The organism is Pseudomonas sp. LBUM1651, from assembly GCF_059716135.1.
Genome location: NZ_CP166805.1, coordinates 5,619,159 through 5,634,776, shown reverse-complemented (window position 1 = coordinate 5,634,776; position 15,618 = coordinate 5,619,159). Strand labels below are relative to the sequence as shown.

The window sequence follows — 15,618 nt, the reverse complement described above, 5'->3', positions numbered from 1 at the left end:
CCGGGGGTTTTGTGATCACTCGTCGAGGAAGGAGCGCAAATGCTCGCTTCTCGTCGGGTGGCGCAGCTTGCGCAGCGCCTTGGCTTCGATCTGGCGAATCCGTTCACGGGTCACGTCGAACTGCTTACCAACCTCCTCGAGGGTGTGGTCGGTATTCATGTCGATACCGAAGCGCATGCGCAGAACCTTGGCTTCACGGGCAGTGAGGCCGGACAGAACTTCGCGAGTCGCTTCTTTAAGGCTCTCAACGGTAGCGACATCGATTGGCGACTGCATGGTCGAGTCTTCGATGAAGTCACCCAGATGGGAGTCTTCGTCATCACCGATCGGGGTTTCCATGGAAATCGGCTCTTTAGCGATCTTCAATACCTTGCGGATCTTGTCCTCAGGCATTTCCATGCGTTCGCCCAGCTCTTCCGGGGTCGGTTCGCGACCCATTTCCTGCAACATCTGCCGGGAAATACGGTTGAGCTTGTTGATCGTCTCGATCATGTGCACCGGAATACGGATGGTGCGGGCCTGGTCGGCGATCGAGCGAGTGATCGCCTGACGGATCCACCAGGTGGCATAAGTCGAGAATTTGTAGCCGCGGCGGTATTCGAACTTGTCTACCGCTTTCATCAAACCGATGTTGCCTTCCTGGATCAGATCGAGGAATTGCAGGCCACGGTTGGTGTACTTCTTGGCGATGGAGATCACCAGACGCAAGTTCGCTTCAACCATCTCTTTCTTCGCGCGGCGGGCCTTGGCCTCACCGATCGACATGCGACGGTTGATGTCCTTGATCTCGGCGATCGTCAAACCGGTTTCGGTTTCCAGCGCGGTCAGCTTCTGCTGGCAACGAATGATGTCCGGCTGCAGGCGACCAATGGCTTCAGCGTATTTGCTTTTGCCTTTGGCCAGCGCGTCGGTCCAGCTTTCGTCAACTTCATTGCCCGGGAACTGGCGCAGGAAATCGGCACGCGGCATGCGGGCATCACGAACGCACAGTTGCATGATCGCGCGCTCTTGCTGACGCAGACGATCAAGGGCACTGCGAACACGCTCGACCAGGCCTTCGAATTGCTTCGGCACCAGTTTGATCGGCATGAACAGCTCAGCCAGGGCCAACAGTTCGGCGATTGCCTGCTTGTTGCCACGACCGTGCTTTTTCAGCGCCTTGCGGGTGATTTCCATCTGATCGGAGACAGCGCCAAAACGCTGTGCCGCGATAATCGGATCCGGACCGCTTTCGGCTTCTTCTTCGTCATCCGTCGCTTCGGCGTCATCGTCGTCGGTGTCGTCGGCAGCTGGAGCGGCTTTCGGGTCGACTGGCGGCGGCACTTCTGCAGCAGGCGGCGCAATGCCGTCGTCCGGGTCGATATAACCGCTCAGGACGTCGGACAGGCGGCCACCTTCGGTGGTGACGCGAGTGTACTCGGAGAGAATATGGTCAACCGTGCCAGGGAAGTGCGCAATTGCGCCCATCACTTCGCGGATGCCCTCTTCAATACGTTTGGCGATTTCGATTTCGCCTTCACGTGTGAGGAGCTCTACCGTACCCATTTCGCGCATGTACATGCGCACCGGGTCGGTGGTGCGACCAATGTCGGTCTCGACCGCTGCCAACGCTGCTGCTGCCTCTTCGGCCGCGGCTTCGTCGGTATCGGCGTCGGCCAGCATAAGGGAATCCTTATCTGGCGCAACCTCGAATACGTTGATCCCCATGTCATTGATCATGCGGATGATGTCTTCCACCTGTTCCGGATCTGAAATATCCTCCGGCAGGTGGTCGTTGACCTCCGCGTAAGTCAGGTAGCCCTGCTCACGACCAAGTGTGATCAACTCTTTGATACGAGACTGCTGTTGCGCTTTTCCGGACATAACACCCTATCCACTGAAGGTCTTGGCGGGCAAAAAACAAGCCGAGGATTATACCTGAGCTATGACCTCACGCGCCAGTTGAGGTCGGGTTTGGTGTGGCCATATTGCGTTTTAATAGGTCACGCATCTGATTTGCGATCTGATTTGCTTCCTCTGCGGTCAATCCTGGCTGCCTTGCTTTTCTGATAAGTGCTTCAAGGCTGTCGGTGTGTTGACCGGCTGATAGCCTAGTAATGGTGTCTAAAAACTGTTGTTCAAGGTTATCGCCTTTAATCAGCCATTCCTTTTCCGCCAATGCTTTGAGAAGGCGTCCCTGTTCAGTCCCGTGCCAGCGGGCCATTAACTGAATTGAGTTTAGCTTAGGATTTTTTTGCACAGCCTCGATAAGGGCCACCAGCAGTTGTGCGTAGGTGTTGCTCTCATTGGCGAAGTGATCGGCGGTTTCTACCTTGCCAGCCAGTTCCGGGTGATGAATGAGCGTGCGAAGTGCAATCAGTGTCGGGGCTTCCACGGCAATCGGTGTGCGCGGAGCACTCGGTTGATCGCGATCACCGCCACGTTTGCCATTCTTGTCCCAGGGTTTCTTGTCCCATTTCTTGCCGCCGGCGCCGGGTTTCTTCGGCGTCCATTCCTGCTGCGGCACATACATCTCTTGTGCCTGCGGCTGATGGTAGTCGCTGTAGTCCGGCATGGCGTCGTAATCGATGCCTGGATCGTAGGCGGGTGGCGCTTCCTGAGGTGCGCTTTGCACCAGTTGGCTCACGGCTTCACCGCTCAGTCCGGTGATTTCGGTCAGGCGCTGACGCATCAGGATGCGCAGGTTCGCACCCGGGACCTTGTCGATCAGCGGCGCGGCGAGGGTGGCCATGTGGGCCTTGCCTTCGAGCGAGCGCGGATCGGATTCCTCGGTCAGCTGCTGGAAGAAATAATCTGCCAGTGGCTGTGCGTGCTGATTGATTCGCGCGCGGAATGCGTCAGTGCCTTCGGAGCGGACCAGCGTATCCGGGTCCTCGCCCTCTGGCAGGAACAGGAATCGCGCCCGTCGTCCATCTTGCAGGCAGGGCAGTGTGGCTTCCAATGCTCGCCATGCGGCGTTGCGGCCAGCCTGGTCGCCGTCGAAGCAGAACAGCACGTTGGGCACGACGCGAAACAGTCGCTTCAAGTGCTCTTCGCTGGTGGCGGTGCCTAGTGTGGCAACGGCATTGCGCAGGCCTTGCTGGGCGAGGGCGATGACGTCCATGTAGCCTTCGACGACGATGATTTCGTCGAGGTTACGGTTATTTTTGCGTGCTTCATAAAGGCCGTAGAGTTCCTGGCCCTTATGGAATACCGGGGTTTCCGGTGAGTTCAGGTATTTCGGTTTGTCATCGCCCAATACCCGGCCGCCGAAAGCGATGATGCGCCCACGGCTGTCGCGGATCGGAAACATCACGCGATCGCGGAAGCGGTCATAGCGTTTGCCGGTTTCAGCGTTTTCGATCAGCAGGCCGGCATCGACCATGGCTTTCTGTTGCAGGGTGTCGCTGCTCAAGTGCTTGAACAGATTGTCCCAGCCAGGCGGGGCGAAACCAAGGCCAAAGTCCCGGGCAATCTCGCCGGTCAGTCCACGACCCTTCAGGTAGTCCACAGCGGCTTTGCGCGATGGATGGCTTTTCAGTGCCTGGCGGTAGAAATCGGCGGCGGCGGTGAGCAGCGGGTACAGCGGCGAATCGGTTGGCTGGCGCGGTTTGTGCGGCCGGCCGCTTTCTTCGCGGGGGATTTCCATGCCGGCGGCTTTGGCCAGTTCTTCGACAGCCTGGATGAAGTCCAGGTTGTCGTGGTCCATCATGAAGCCGAGGGCGTTACCGCCAGCGCCACAGCCGAAGCAGTAATAGAACTGTTTGTCGGGGCTGACGCTGAAGGAGGGGGTTTTCTCTTTGTGAAACGGGCAGCAGGCGGTGTAGTTCTTGCCGGCCTTTTTCAGTTGCAGGCGCGAGCTGACCACATCGACGATGTCGGTGCGGTTCAGAAGGTCGTCAATGAAGCTCTGGGGAATTAGCCCGGCCATGGCGTTCTCGTCATCTGCGCTGAAATGGACCCGAAACGAAGTACGGCCGTACGCGGGTCGATGTTTGAGGCGCGCAAAATGTGCGGCTCGACCAGTGTCGTCTGCGTAATCGCTATCGGGAAGTGTATCTGCCGAAAATCCACTGACGTTAATACCAATCAGTATTCGACTATTTGAAAGTGTTTCGCTGAATCCGCTGCGGCCAGTCGATGGCCCCGGAAAGCTCATAAGCGGGCACGCAAGAAGGTGCCTTGGGCTGATCGTCGTGAGAGGAATCAGTGGGTGTGCTCGTCAGTAGCCTTGGAAGGCTCGTCAGAAAAGACGTGCACCGCTGGCAAAAGAGCCAGGTCTGACGCTGTGAAGCAGGTTTGTCTCGGTCGCGTGTGCGGCTTTGACGGTGAAGCATCAAGCGTTTTACGCAAATGCCATTAGCCCGGCTGAGGGCCGGGCTTGGCAGAAGCTTGCTACGATCGTCTGTGTATTAGTACAGACGAACGGCGCGGCGCTGTTCGCGCTGAACTTTCTTGGCGTGACGCTTAACAGCGGCTGCTGCTTTGCGCTTACGCTCAGAAGTTGGCTTCTCGTAAAATTCGCGGCTACGAACTTCAGCCAGTACACCGGCTTTTTCGCAGGAGCGCTTGAAACGACGCAGAGCTACGTCGAAGGGTTCGTTCTCTTTTACTTTGACGGCTGGCATCCAGAGCTACCTTCATTCATTACCGGGGTCAACATCCTCGCGGCAAAAGAGCACTTGAAGACGTCGGTTTTTAAGGGTTGCGGATGTTAACCCCTCATCGCTCGGAATGCAAAGCCTCTGATCGAAAACCGCTAGTCGGTGCATCGCATGGCGACTATTATGCGCGCCTTCGAATTCAGCCTAAACAAGGCGCAAACCCATGCTAGTACTGGGATTAGAAACCTCCTGCGACGAAACCGGTGTCGCATTATATGACAGTGAACGCGGCCTGCTGGCCGACGCGCTGTTCAGCCAGATCGACCTGCACCGCGCCTATGGCGGTGTGGTACCGGAGCTGGCCTCGCGCGATCACGTCAAACGCATGCTGCCCTTGATTCGTCAGGTGTTGGCCGAGGCCGGCTGCGTGCCGACCGAGATCGATGCGATCGCCTACACCGCAGGTCCCGGGTTGGTCGGTGCATTGTTGGTGGGCGCTTCCTGCGCTCAGGCGCTGGCCTTTGCCTGGGGCATTCCGGCCCTTGGCGTGCACCACATGGAAGGCCACCTGCTGGCGCCGATGCTGGAGTCGAAACCGCCAGAATTCCCGTTCGTCGCTTTGTTGGTGTCCGGCGGTCATACGCAGCTGGTTCAGGTCGACGGGATCGGTCAATACACGCTCTTGGGCGAGACCCTTGACGATGCGGCCGGTGAAGCCTTCGACAAGACCGCAAAGATGATGGGACTGAATTATCCGGGCGGTCCGGAAATCGCTCGTCTGGCGGAGCAAGGCGTTGCAGGACGTTTCACCTTCCCGCGTCCGATGTGCGACCGCCCGGGCCTGGCGTTCAGCTTCAGCGGGCTGAAGACATTTGCCCTGAACACCTGGCAGCAGAGCGTCAGCGCCGGGGACGACAGCGAGCAAGCCCGTTGCGACATCGCGCTGGCGTTCCAGCAGGCCGTGGTGGAGACTTTGACCATCAAGTGCAAGCGTGCCCTGAAACAGGCGGGCATGAAGCGTCTGGTGATCGCTGGCGGCGTCAGTGCGAACAAGGCGTTGCGATCTTCCTTGGAGAAAATGCTCGGCGACCTGAAGGGCGATGTGTTTTACGCCCGTCCGGAGTTCTGCACCGACAATGGCGCGATGATCGCGTTCGCTGGTTGCCAGCGTTTGCAGGCCGGTCAGCATGAAAGCCTGGCGATCAGCGTTCAGGCGCGCTGGCCGATGGAGCAATTGTCGGGGCTGTGATGAGCGGCGCTCACGTCCGGTATCTAAAAATGCCGTTCGCGCCCGGCAAACAGGTCGCGTAGATTGCCGCGATGACGCCAGACGATCAGGCCCGTGAGCGCGCTCATGGGCAGCAACGCCGCTGGCTCTTGCCAGGCCAGTAGCGGCAGGGTCAGCGGTGTGGCGATCAGGGCGGCGAGTGAGCTGGTGCGGGTCAGGTAGAACGTCAGCAGCCACGCGCAGACCGCCAACAGGGCTGCAGGCGGGTAAAGGCCCAGCAACATGCCAGCGGCGGTGGCGACACCCTTGCCGCCGCGAAAGCGAAAATACAGGGGGAACAGGTGACCGATGACGGCGCAAACGCCGATCCAGGCCTGTTCTTGCAGCGAAAGGCCCGCAATGCCTGCGATCAACACCGGCAGCAGGCCTTTGCAGAGGTCGCCGACCAAGGTCAGGATGGCGAGTTTTTTGCCGGCCAGGCGCAACATGTTGGTGGCGCCGGCATTGCCCGAGCCACTCATTCGCGGATCGGGGTTACCGGTCAGGCGGCTGAGCAAAATGGCGAAGGACAGAGAGCCGAGCAGGTAGGCGAAGGTCGCCAGTAACCAAAACATGCTAACTATTCCGGGCGAGGACGCCCTGATTCTAACGGCGCATTGCGCCCTTGTCGTGCAGCGGAGAAGAGTGCTTGGACAGAGTGTTTATCGAGGGCCTGGAAGTCGACACCGTGATTGGTGCCTACGACTGGGAGCGAGGCATCCGACAGTGCCTGCGTCTTGATCTGAGCTTCGCCTGGGATAATCGCCCGGCTGCGGCCGGTGACGACCTGACCTTGGCGCTCGATTACGCGAGCGTTTCGTCGCGCATCCAGGCCTTTGCCGAGCAGGCGCAGTTCCAGCTGGTCGAGACCTTTGCCGAGCGACTGGTGGAAGTCCTGATGAGCGAATTCAATATCACCTGGATGCGCCTCAAACTGACCAAGCCAGGCGCCGTCCCGGCGGCCACCGGTGGTGTGGGCGTGGAGATCGAGCGCGGATGTCGCTGACTCAGGTGTATCTCGGGCTCGGTAGCAATATCGAGCGCGAAACCCATTTGCAGGCTGGCCTGGAAGCCCTGGCGGGTTTTCTGGTGGATATACGCTGCTCGGCGGTGTTCGAAAGCCAGCCTGTGGGGATCAAGAGCGGGCCCTTCTTCAATTTTGTGGTTTCGGCTTACACCGATCTGCCGCTGATGGAGTTGGACCGCCGGTTGAAATTCATTGAGGCGGACAATGGCCGCTATGCGCCGGACCGCAGGGGTTTGCCGCTGGATATCGACGTGTTGCTGTTCGGTGACCTGGTGGGCAACTTCGATGGCCTGATACTGCCAAGGGCTGAAATTCTCAAAAATGCCTTTGTGCTGTGGCCGTTGTCGCTGATTGCGCCGGATCGTGTGCATCCGGGTGTGGGCAAAAGCTTTGCGACCTTGTGGAGTGAAGCGCAGATTGATCAGGTGTTGGCGCCGGTGGCGTTTGAGTGGCGAGGCGATCAGCTAACCCCTTTGAATTTGTTGTGAGGCGGATGACGCCTTCGCGGGCAAGCCTCGCTCCTACAGGGCTGCAGTGCCACCCGTAGGAGCGAGACTTGCCCTCGAAGCTTTTCAGGCAGACGCCGCCTCTTTGTAGGCTTTCAAAGCCTTGAGCCGTTCGCGCTTGATCGCCTCACCCAACTCCGGCCCCTTGAATCCCTTCTCCAGCAACGGCTGAACCGCCACGCTTCGCGCAGCATTCGCCGCCCCACGCAAATAATCCGCCTGTGGATAACTTCTCTGCTCCAGCCCTTTGCGCCCACGCGCGTCCATTTCACACGCTGCAATAAACTCTTCAAATCGCTGCGGCCGACGGTAGACATCGAAACTCTGCAGCAACTCCAGCAAGGTCGAAGGCTTTAGCTCCAGAGCGCGATGGCCATGGGTGTGATATTTGCCCACCAGCAGCGCCAATTCCTGACAGTCCTTCGGCGCCTTGAAGCGTTCATTGACTGCTTTGATCAGCTTCAGGCCCTTGTGTTCGTGGGCAATGTGCCGGGGCCATTCTTCTTCCGGCGTCAGTCCTTTGCCCAGGTCATGCAGCAGGCAGGCCCAGCGCACAGTTAGCGGCTGTTTGTGCAGTGCGGCTTGTTCGAGCACGCTCAAGGTGTGGGCGCCTGTGTCGATTTCCGGATGGTGGGCTTCGGGCTGCGGGACACCGAACAGTGCGTCGACTTCCGGCATCAACACCTTCAGCGCGGCACAGTCGCGCAGCACCTGGATGAACACTTGTGGCTGATCTTCCATCAGTGCGCGGGAAATTTCCTTCCAGCTGCGTTCTGCCGTCAGCGCTTCGAGTTCTCCTGACTCGCTGAGCTCACGCATCAGCTCCAGCGTTTCAGGTGCAACGGTAAAGCCGAGCTCGGCATATCGCGCGGCAAAGCGCGCAACACGCAGAACACGGAGTGGATCTTCGGCGAACGCGGGGGAAACGTGACGAAGCAAGCGAGCCTCGAGATCACGTTGGCCATGATAGGGGTCGGTCAGCTTCTGCTGATCGTCTTCGGCCATGGCGTTGATCGTCAGGTCACGACGGATCAGGTCTTCTTCGAGCGTCACTTCGGGGCTGGCGTGAAAGGTGAAGCCGCCATAGCCGCGCCCGCTTTTGCGTTCGGTCCGGGCAAGGGCGTATTCCTCACCGCTTTTCGGGTGAAGAAACACCGGGAAGTCCGCACCTACCGGACGAAAGCCCTTGGCGAGCATTTCTTCGGTGGTGGCCCCGACCACGACCCAGTCGATATCCGTGACAGGTTTGCCCAGCAGGCGATCACGAACCGCGCCGCCGACTTTATAAATCTGCATAAAAAACCTCCGTTAGCTCGACAGAATAACCGTTGCGTCGAACTTCCGGAGGCCGAAAAAGGTTCAAAGATGGATGACGGCCAGGTCCAGCCGGCCGTAATCGCCTTCGCTGTGCTCGTTTCTGGGCGGAACATGGTGGGTTTTCATCACCTGATCCCCTTGCAGGGTTTCCAGGTGAATGTCGAAGCCCCAGAGACGGTGCAAGTGCTTGAGCACCTCCTCGGTAGACTCGCCCAGCGGTTTGCGGTCGTGTTGCTGGTGACGAAGGGTCAGGGAGCGGTCGCCACGGCGGTCGATGCTGTAGATCTGGATGTTGGGCTCGCGATTGCCCAGGTTGTACTGCGCTGCCAGGGTTTCACGGATTGTGCGGTAGCCATCTTCATCGTGAATGGCCGGCACCAGCAGATCGTCCTTCTGGTCATCATCGAGAATGCTGAACAACTTCAGGTCGCGGATGACCTTGGGTGAAAGGTACTGCAGGATGAAGCTCTCATCCTTGAAGCTGCTCATGGCGAACTTGATGGTCGGCAGCCAGTCGGTGCCCGCGATGTCCGGGAACCAGCGGTAATCCTCCTCGGTGGGGCTTTCACACATGCGCCGAATGTCCCGATACATCGCAAACCCCAAGGTGTAGGGGTTGATACCGTTGTAGTACGGGCTGTCGAAGCCTGGTTGAAAAACCACGCTGGTGTGGGACGTCAGGAACTCCATCATGAAACCGTCAGTGACCAGGCCTTCGTCGTACAGGTCGTTCATCAGGGTGTAATGCCAGAACGTCGCCCAGCCTTCGTTCATCACCTGGGTCTGGCGTTGTGGGTAGAAGTACTGCGCGATCTTGCGCACGATGCGCACGATCTCGCGCTGCCACGGCTCCAGTAGCGGCGCATGTTTTTCGATGAAGTACAGGATGTTTTCCTGAGGTTCGGCGGGGAAGCGCGCGTTGTCCTTGTCGCTGTACTTGTCCGCGCCTTTTGGAATGGTGCGCCACAGATCGTTGATCTGCTTCTGCATGTGCTCTTCCCGATCCTTTTGCCGACGACGTTCCTCTTCGGCGGAAATCGGATAAGGGCGTTTGTAGCGGTCAACCCCGTAGTTCATCAGCGCATGGCAGGAATCCAGCAGGTCCTCGACCGCATCGATGCCGTGGCGCTCTTCGCACTGCATGATGTACTGCTTGGCGAACACCAGATAATCGATGATCGAACTCGCGTCGGTCCAGGTGCGGAACAGGTAGTTGCCTTTGAAGAAGCTGTTGTGCCCGTAGCACGCGTGGGCCACCACCAGGGCCTGCATGCAGATGGTGTTTTCTTCCATCAGATAGGCAATGCAGGGGTCCGAATTGATCACGATCTCGTAGGCCAGCCCCATCTGGCCTCGAGAGTAGGATTTCTCGGTGCTGAGGAAGTGTTTGCCGTAGGACCAATGGTGATAACCCAGCGGCATGCCGACAGAGGCGTAGGCGTCCATCATCTGCTCGGCGGTGATCACTTCGATCTGGTTGGGGTAGGTATCGAGTGCATAGCGAGCCGCGATACGGCTGATTTCTCGGTCGTAGGCCTGGATCAGCTCGAACGTCCATTCGGAGCCGGTGGAAATGGGTTGGCGCTTCTGCTCTTTGGCGGTCATGTCACTAACCTGCGCTGGAAGAGTTCACGGAAGACCGGATAGATATCCCCGGCCGAGACCAGTTGTTGCTGGGCAAAAGTGTCAGAAAAGGCTTCGGCGATGCGTTCATATTCGAACCACAAGGCCTGGTGTTCGCGCGGGGTGATCTCAACGTAAGTGTAGTACTGCACAAACGGCATGATCTGGTTGATCAGGATGTCGCGGCAGATCGGCGAGTCGTCATTCCAGTTGTCGCCGTCGGAGGCCTGGGCGGCATAGATGTTCCACTCGTTGCTTGGATAGCGTTCGGCCATGATCTCCTGCATCAGTTTCAAGGCGCTGGAAACGATGGTGCCGCCGGTTTCGCGGGAGTAGAAAAACTCTTCCTCATCCACTTCCCGGGCGCTGGTGTGGTGGCGGATGAACACGACGTCGATCTTTTCGTAGTTACGCTTGAGGAACAGGTACAGCAGGATAAAGAAACGCTTGGCGATGTCCTTGGTCGCCTGGGTCATGGAGCCGGAGACGTCCATCAGGCAGAACATCACAGCCTTGGAGCTGGGGTTGGGTTGTTTGATCAGCAGGTTGTACTTGAGGTCGAAGGTATCGAGGAACGGAACGCGGTGGATGCGCGCACTGAGTTTTTCGATTTCGGCCTCGATTTCCTGAATATCGCCGAAGTTGTCCGGTTCATCCCGCTTGAGTCGCAGCAGTTCTTCTTTGGCTTCGCGCAGTTTCGCCCGGCTGCTGCCGGACAGGGCGATGCGCCGTGCATGGGCGGAGCGCAAGGTGCGGATGATGTTTATCCGCGACGGGTTGCCTTCGTTGCTGATCCCTGCGCGTACGGTCTTGAAGGTGTCGGTGCCGGTCAGGTTGCGCTTGACCAGGTTCGGCAGCTCAAGGTCCTCGAACATGAACTCGAGGAATTCTTCCTGGGTGATCTGGAAGACGAATTCGTCCATCCCTTCGCCCGAGTTGCCGGCCTTGCCCGGGCCTCTGCCGCCGCCACCTCCCGGTGGACGGGCAATGTGCTCGCCACTGGTGAATTCCTTGTTGCCCGGGTGCACGACGGTCTGCTTGCCACCGCGACCGTGGTGAAGCACCGGCTCGTCGATGTCGCGGCCGGGAATGCTGATCTGTTCGCCGTGCTCCATATCGGTAATGGAGCGCCGGCTGACCGCCTCTTCGACAGCCTTCTTGATGTGATCACGGTAACGCCGCAGAAACCGCTGACGGTTTACCGTGCTCTTGTTCTTGCCATTGAGACGTCGGTCGATCACATAGCTCATAGGCCCCTCCGGGGAGCTTCAAGTCGTAAGCTTCAAGCTGCAAGCGAAAGCGCCATTAACTCCCGAGGCTGGGATTCAACCGCTTTTCCCTTGCAGCTTGTAGCTAGAAGCTTGCAGCTGCTTCACTGCGATTTCCGGACCCGTAGGTACCATTCGGAAAGAAGCCGTACCTGTTTGTCGGTGTAACCCCGCTCGACCATCCGTGTGACGAAGTCGTTGTGCTTCTGCTGGTCCTCTTTGCTGGCCTTGGCGTTGAAGCTGATGACCGGCAGGAGGTCCTCGGTGTTGGAGAACATTTTCTTCTCGATGACCACCCGCAGTTTTTCGTAGCTGAGCCAGGTCGGGTTCTTGCCGTTGTTGTTGGCCCGGGCGCGCAGCACGAAGTTGACGATTTCGTTGCGGAAATCCTTCGGATTGCTGATGCCGGCCGGTTTTTCGATTTTTTCCAATTCCTCGTTCAACGCTACACGGTTGAGAATCTCGCCGGTTTCCGGGTCGCGATACTCCTGGTCCTGGATCCAGAAGTCGGCGTACAGCACGTATCGATCGAAGATGTTCTGGCCGTACTCGCTGTAAGACTCGAGATAGGCAGTCTGGATTTCCTTGCCGATGAACTCGATATAACGCGGCGCCAGGTATTCCTTGAGGAAGCGCAGATAGCGTTCACGGGTTTCGGCCTGGAATTGCTCCTGTTCGATCTGTTGTTCCAGTACGTACAGCAAGTGCACCGGGTTGGCGGCGATTTCGTGCGGATCGAAGTTGAAGACCTTCGACAGAATCTTGAACGCGAAGCGGGTCGACAGACCGTTCATGCCTTCGTCGACACCCGCGTTGTCGCGGTATTCCTGGATCGACTTGGCCTTCGGATCGGTGTCCTTGAGGTTTTCACCGTCATACACACGCATCTTGGAGTAGATGTTGGAGTTTTCCGGCTCCTTGAGGCGTGAGAGTACGGTGAACTGGGCGAGCATCTTCAGCGTGTCGGGTGCGCAGTGGGCCTTCGCCAGCGAACTGTTGAACAAGAGCTTGTCGTAGATCTTCACTTCGTCGCTGACCCGCAGGCAGTACGGGACTTTGACGATGTAGATCCGGTCGATGAAGGCTTCGTTGTTCTTGTTGTTGCGGAAGGTGTGCCATTCCGATTCGTTGGAGTGGGCCAGCAGGATCCCGGTAAAAGGAATCGCCCCCAGACCTTCGGTACTGTTGTAGTTGCCTTCCTGAGTGGCGGTCAGCAATGGGTGCAGCACCTTGATCGGCGCCTTGAACATTTCGACGAATTCCATCAGGCCCTGGTTGGACCGGCACAGTGCACCCGAATAGCTGTAGGCGTCGGCGTCGTTTTGCGGGAATTCCTCCAGTTTACGGATATCGACCTTGCCCACCAGTGCCGAGATGTCCTGGTTGTTTTCATCTCCCGGCTCGGTTTTGGCTACGGCGATCTGGTTGAGGATCGACGGATAGAGTTTCACCACGCGGAACTGGCTGATGTCGCCACCGAATTCGGCCAGGCGTTTAGTGGCCCATGGCGACATGATGGTGTTGAGATAGCGCCGCGGAATGCCGAAGTCTTCCTCGAGGATCGCGCCATCTTCAGTGGCGTTGAACAGACCCAGGGGCGATTCGAAAACCGGCGAGCCTTTGATCGCGTAGAAAGGCACCTTCTCGATCAGCTGTTTCAGCTTCTCGGCCAGGGACGATTTACCGCCACCGACCGGGCCGAGCAGGTAGAGGATCTGTTTCTTCTCTTCCAGGCCCTGAGCGGCATGGCGGAAATACGAGACGATCTGGTCGATGCATTCTTCCATCCCGTGGAAGTCTTCAAAGGCCGGATAGCGTCGGATTACCTTGTTGGAAAAGATTCGCGAAAGCCTCGAGTTGGTCGAGGTGTCGAGCAGCTCCGGTTCTCCGATGGCCAGCAAGAGACGCTCGGCGGCGGAAACGTAGGCGCTGCGGTCCTTTTTGCACAGCTCCAGGTACTCTTGTAGCGAGAGTTCTTCCTGGCGTGTGGACTCGAAGCGTTGTTGGAAGTGGCTAAAGATACTCATGACGTCACCTCGCTCGATACGTGGAGCCGACGCCGGATCATTCAGTCGATGCTGGCAGCAACCGAACAGGCAGTCGCTGTTTACCCCCCAGAACTCTCTCGAAGCTGACTACTTCGAAAGCTACTCCCGATGATCCGCGCGCCGGTGTACCGGCTCTCCCCTGTTTTGGATGGCCTGCGCTTAAGGATAGTTGGGAATTCAGGAGGTAAAGGGCGGATACGTAATTAGTTGTGGCTGACCGTTCGTCTGCCACCGCGCTAGCCCGCGGGAGCCGGGGGCTTGCGCGTTACAAAAATATTATTCGGAAGTGCCTTGCGCTGTTTCCGAAGGATAAGTCGTACGCCACAGCTCAAAACCGCCATCCATGCTGTAGACGTCAGAGAAGCCCTGGCTGATCAGGTAGGCCGCTGCGCCCTGGCTGGAATTGCCGTGATAGCAGACCACGACCGTCGGGGCATCCAGGTCGGCGCCCTGAATGAAAACGTGCAGAGAATGGTTGTCCAGATGCTTCGAGCCGGCGATATGCAGCGCGGCAAATGTTGCAGGATCTCGAACATCGACCACCACTGCGCCTTGTTCGCGCAGGGCCTGGGCCTGTTCTGGGGGGATGCGTTTGAATTCGCTCATGGCGGGCTCCTGTGGCTCGGATGAAAGCGCAGTCTAGCGCTGGGCGCTGACCGACGTTTGTTCGGGAATAGGGGAGGCGACTGGCGGCAGGGTATGGCCATGCTCGTCGCATTTGCACTGCAGGCGCTCAAAGGTGTCGACGTTCATCAGGGTCATCGAACCACCCCAGACGCAACCGGTGTCGAGGGCGAAGATGCCCGGCTCGTTGCACTGGCCCTCAAGCGCTGCCCAGTGACCGAAGATGATTTTCACACCCTTGGTCTTGCGCTCCTTGAACTGGAACCAGGGTTTGTAACCCTCCGGTGCAGTGTCGAGACCTTCCTTGCTCTTGAGGTCCAGCTTGCCTTCGCTGGTGCAGAAACGCATGCGGGTGAAATAGTTGGTGATCACGCGCAGGCGGGTCACGCCTTTGAGGTCATTGTCCCATTTCAACGGTTCGTTGCCGTACATCCCGTCGAGGTAAGGAGCAAAACGGTTGTCGTCGCGCAGGGCCTCTTCGACCTCGGCGGCGCACTTCAAGGCTTTGCGCAGCGACCATTGTGGCGGTATGCCAGCGTGGACCAGGGCGATGTCGCGCTGTTCGTCGTAATGCATGAGCTTTTGCTGGCGGACCCACTCCAGCAGTTCCGCGCGATCCGGTGCTTCGAGAATCTCGCGCAGGGTGTCGGCTTTCTTCAGGCGTTCGATGTTATGCCCGGCGGCCAGCAAGTGCAGGTCGTGGTTGCCCAGTACGCACACCAGTGATTCGCGCAGGCTATAAAGGAAGCGCAAGGTTTCCAGCGACTGCGGGCCACGGTTGACCAGATCGCCGACCAGCCACAGTTTGTCCCGGGCAGGGTCGAAGGCGACTTGCTCGAGCAGGCATTTCAAGGGTTCGAGGCACCCTTGCAGGTCACCGACGGCATACGTCGCCATCAGTGCAGGGCCCCAGGCACCGCCAGGCGGAATGGGGCGATGATGGCGTCGAAGTGCTTACCGTCATCGGCAATCATTTGATAGGTGCCTTGCATGGTGCCGACCTTGGTCGTCATCACCGTGCCACTGCTGTAGGTGTGGTTGTCGCCGGCCTGGATCAGCGGCTGCAAACCCACAACGCCGGCACCCCGCACCTCCTCGACATGCCCGTCGCCATCGGTGATCACCCAGTGCCGCGACAACAGCTTGGCCGGTAATTCGCCATTGTTGTGCACGGTGATGGTGTAAGCGAAGGCAAAGCGGTTTTGCTCGGGTTGCGATTGTTCTGCCAGATAGCGGGTGACGACGCTGACGTCGACCTGATAACGAGGATCGGACATGCAAGAGGCCTTAAAAACGAAGCGGGACGCGGGGCGTAGCTGATGTTACTCAGTCTAGGCCAAGTATCGGGTAGTAAA

The 15,618-nt window shown here is 58.4% G+C and carries 14 protein-coding genes; 3 read left to right on the top strand and 11 right to left on the bottom strand.

Annotated features, from left to right (window positions below):
• Positions 1-15: 15 nt before the first annotated feature.
• The 3 genes from rpoD to rpsU all read right to left on the bottom strand — a co-directional run bounded on the left by rpoD (position 16) and on the right by rpsU (position 4,607).
• Complete coding sequence (gene rpoD, locus ACA066_RS26475; protein ID WP_497697216.1) at positions 16-1,863, bottom strand: RNA polymerase sigma factor RpoD; 1,848 nt, start codon at positions 1,861-1,863, stop codon at positions 16-18.
• A gap of 67 nt (positions 1,864-1,930) precedes the next feature.
• Complete coding sequence (gene dnaG / locus ACA066_RS26470; protein ID WP_497697215.1) at positions 1,931-3,910, bottom strand: DNA primase; 1,980 nt, start codon at positions 3,908-3,910, stop codon at positions 1,931-1,933.
• A gap of 481 nt (positions 3,911-4,391) precedes the next feature.
• Positions 4,392-4,607 carry a 30S ribosomal protein S21 gene (rpsU, locus tag ACA066_RS26465; protein ID WP_002551877.1) on the bottom strand — a complete coding sequence of 72 codons (216 nt, stop codon included), beginning with the start codon at positions 4,605-4,607 and terminating at the stop codon, positions 4,392-4,394.
• Between the two features lie 199 nt (positions 4,608-4,806).
• On the opposite strand from rpsU, the gene tsaD reads away from it, so the two are divergent.
• Complete coding sequence (gene tsaD, locus ACA066_RS26460) at positions 4,807-5,832, top strand: tRNA (adenosine(37)-N6)-threonylcarbamoyltransferase complex transferase subunit TsaD (protein ID WP_497399950.1); 1,026 nt, start codon at positions 4,807-4,809, stop codon at positions 5,830-5,832.
• A 23-nt stretch (positions 5,833-5,855) separates the two neighbouring features.
• On the opposite strand, the gene plsY is transcribed toward tsaD, so the two are convergent.
• Positions 5,856-6,425, bottom strand: coding sequence for a glycerol-3-phosphate 1-O-acyltransferase PlsY (plsY, locus tag ACA066_RS26455; RefSeq protein WP_497697214.1), 570 nt, complete (start codon positions 6,423-6,425; stop codon positions 5,856-5,858).
• A 74-nt stretch (positions 6,426-6,499) separates the two neighbouring features.
• Here plsY and folB point away from each other — a divergent pair, with 74 nt between their 5' ends.
• Both folB and folK read left to right on the top strand, forming a co-directional pair.
• Positions 6,500-6,856 carry a dihydroneopterin aldolase gene (gene folB, locus ACA066_RS26450; RefSeq protein WP_008027044.1) on the top strand — a complete coding sequence of 119 codons (357 nt, stop codon included), beginning with the start codon at positions 6,500-6,502 and terminating at the stop codon, positions 6,854-6,856.
• Positions 6,847-7,365 carry a 2-amino-4-hydroxy-6-hydroxymethyldihydropteridine diphosphokinase gene (gene folK, locus ACA066_RS26445; protein ID WP_497697213.1) on the top strand — a complete coding sequence of 173 codons (519 nt, stop codon included), beginning with the start codon at positions 6,847-6,849 and terminating at the stop codon, positions 7,363-7,365. The genes folB and folK overlap by 10 nt, the downstream gene beginning before the upstream one ends.
• A gap of 84 nt (positions 7,366-7,449) precedes the next feature.
• On the opposite strand, the gene ACA066_RS26440 is transcribed toward folK, so the two are convergent.
• The 7 genes from ACA066_RS26440 to apaG all read right to left on the bottom strand — a co-directional run bounded on the left by ACA066_RS26440 (position 7,450) and on the right by apaG (position 15,540).
• A complete protein-coding gene (locus ACA066_RS26440) occupies positions 7,450-8,679 on the bottom strand; it encodes a multifunctional CCA addition/repair protein (protein ID WP_497697212.1) in 1,230 nt (409 codons plus the stop codon).
• Between the two features lie 63 nt (positions 8,680-8,742).
• Positions 8,743-10,305 carry a SpoVR family protein gene (locus ACA066_RS26435; protein WP_497697211.1) on the bottom strand — a complete coding sequence of 521 codons (1,563 nt, stop codon included), beginning with the start codon at positions 10,303-10,305 and terminating at the stop codon, positions 8,743-8,745.
• Entirely contained in the window at positions 10,302-11,573 is a 1,272-nt protein-coding gene (locus tag ACA066_RS26430) for a YeaH/YhbH family protein (RefSeq protein ID WP_084318393.1), read from the bottom strand. Before ACA066_RS26430 ends, ACA066_RS26435 begins: the two co-directional genes overlap by 4 nt.
• Positions 11,574-11,695: 122 nt before the next feature.
• Positions 11,696-13,618 (bottom strand): PrkA family serine protein kinase, encoded by a 1,923-nt coding sequence (locus ACA066_RS26425; protein WP_214379233.1) that lies wholly within the window; start codon positions 13,616-13,618, stop codon positions 11,696-11,698.
• A gap of 297 nt (positions 13,619-13,915) precedes the next feature.
• Positions 13,916-14,245, bottom strand: a complete 330-nt coding sequence (glpE, locus tag ACA066_RS26420) for a thiosulfate sulfurtransferase GlpE (protein ID WP_497697210.1) — start codon at positions 14,243-14,245, stop codon at positions 13,916-13,918.
• A 33-nt stretch (positions 14,246-14,278) separates the two neighbouring features.
• Positions 14,279-15,160 carry a symmetrical bis(5'-nucleosyl)-tetraphosphatase gene (locus ACA066_RS26415; protein WP_497697209.1) on the bottom strand — a complete coding sequence of 294 codons (882 nt, stop codon included), beginning with the start codon at positions 15,158-15,160 and terminating at the stop codon, positions 14,279-14,281.
• Positions 15,160-15,540: a Co2+/Mg2+ efflux facilitator ApaG/CorD gene (apaG, locus tag ACA066_RS26410; protein ID WP_262168358.1), complete on the bottom strand. Its 381-nt coding sequence runs from the start codon at positions 15,538-15,540 to the stop codon at positions 15,160-15,162. Before apaG ends, ACA066_RS26415 begins: the two co-directional genes overlap by 1 nt.
• Positions 15,541-15,618: the final 78 nt, after the last annotated feature.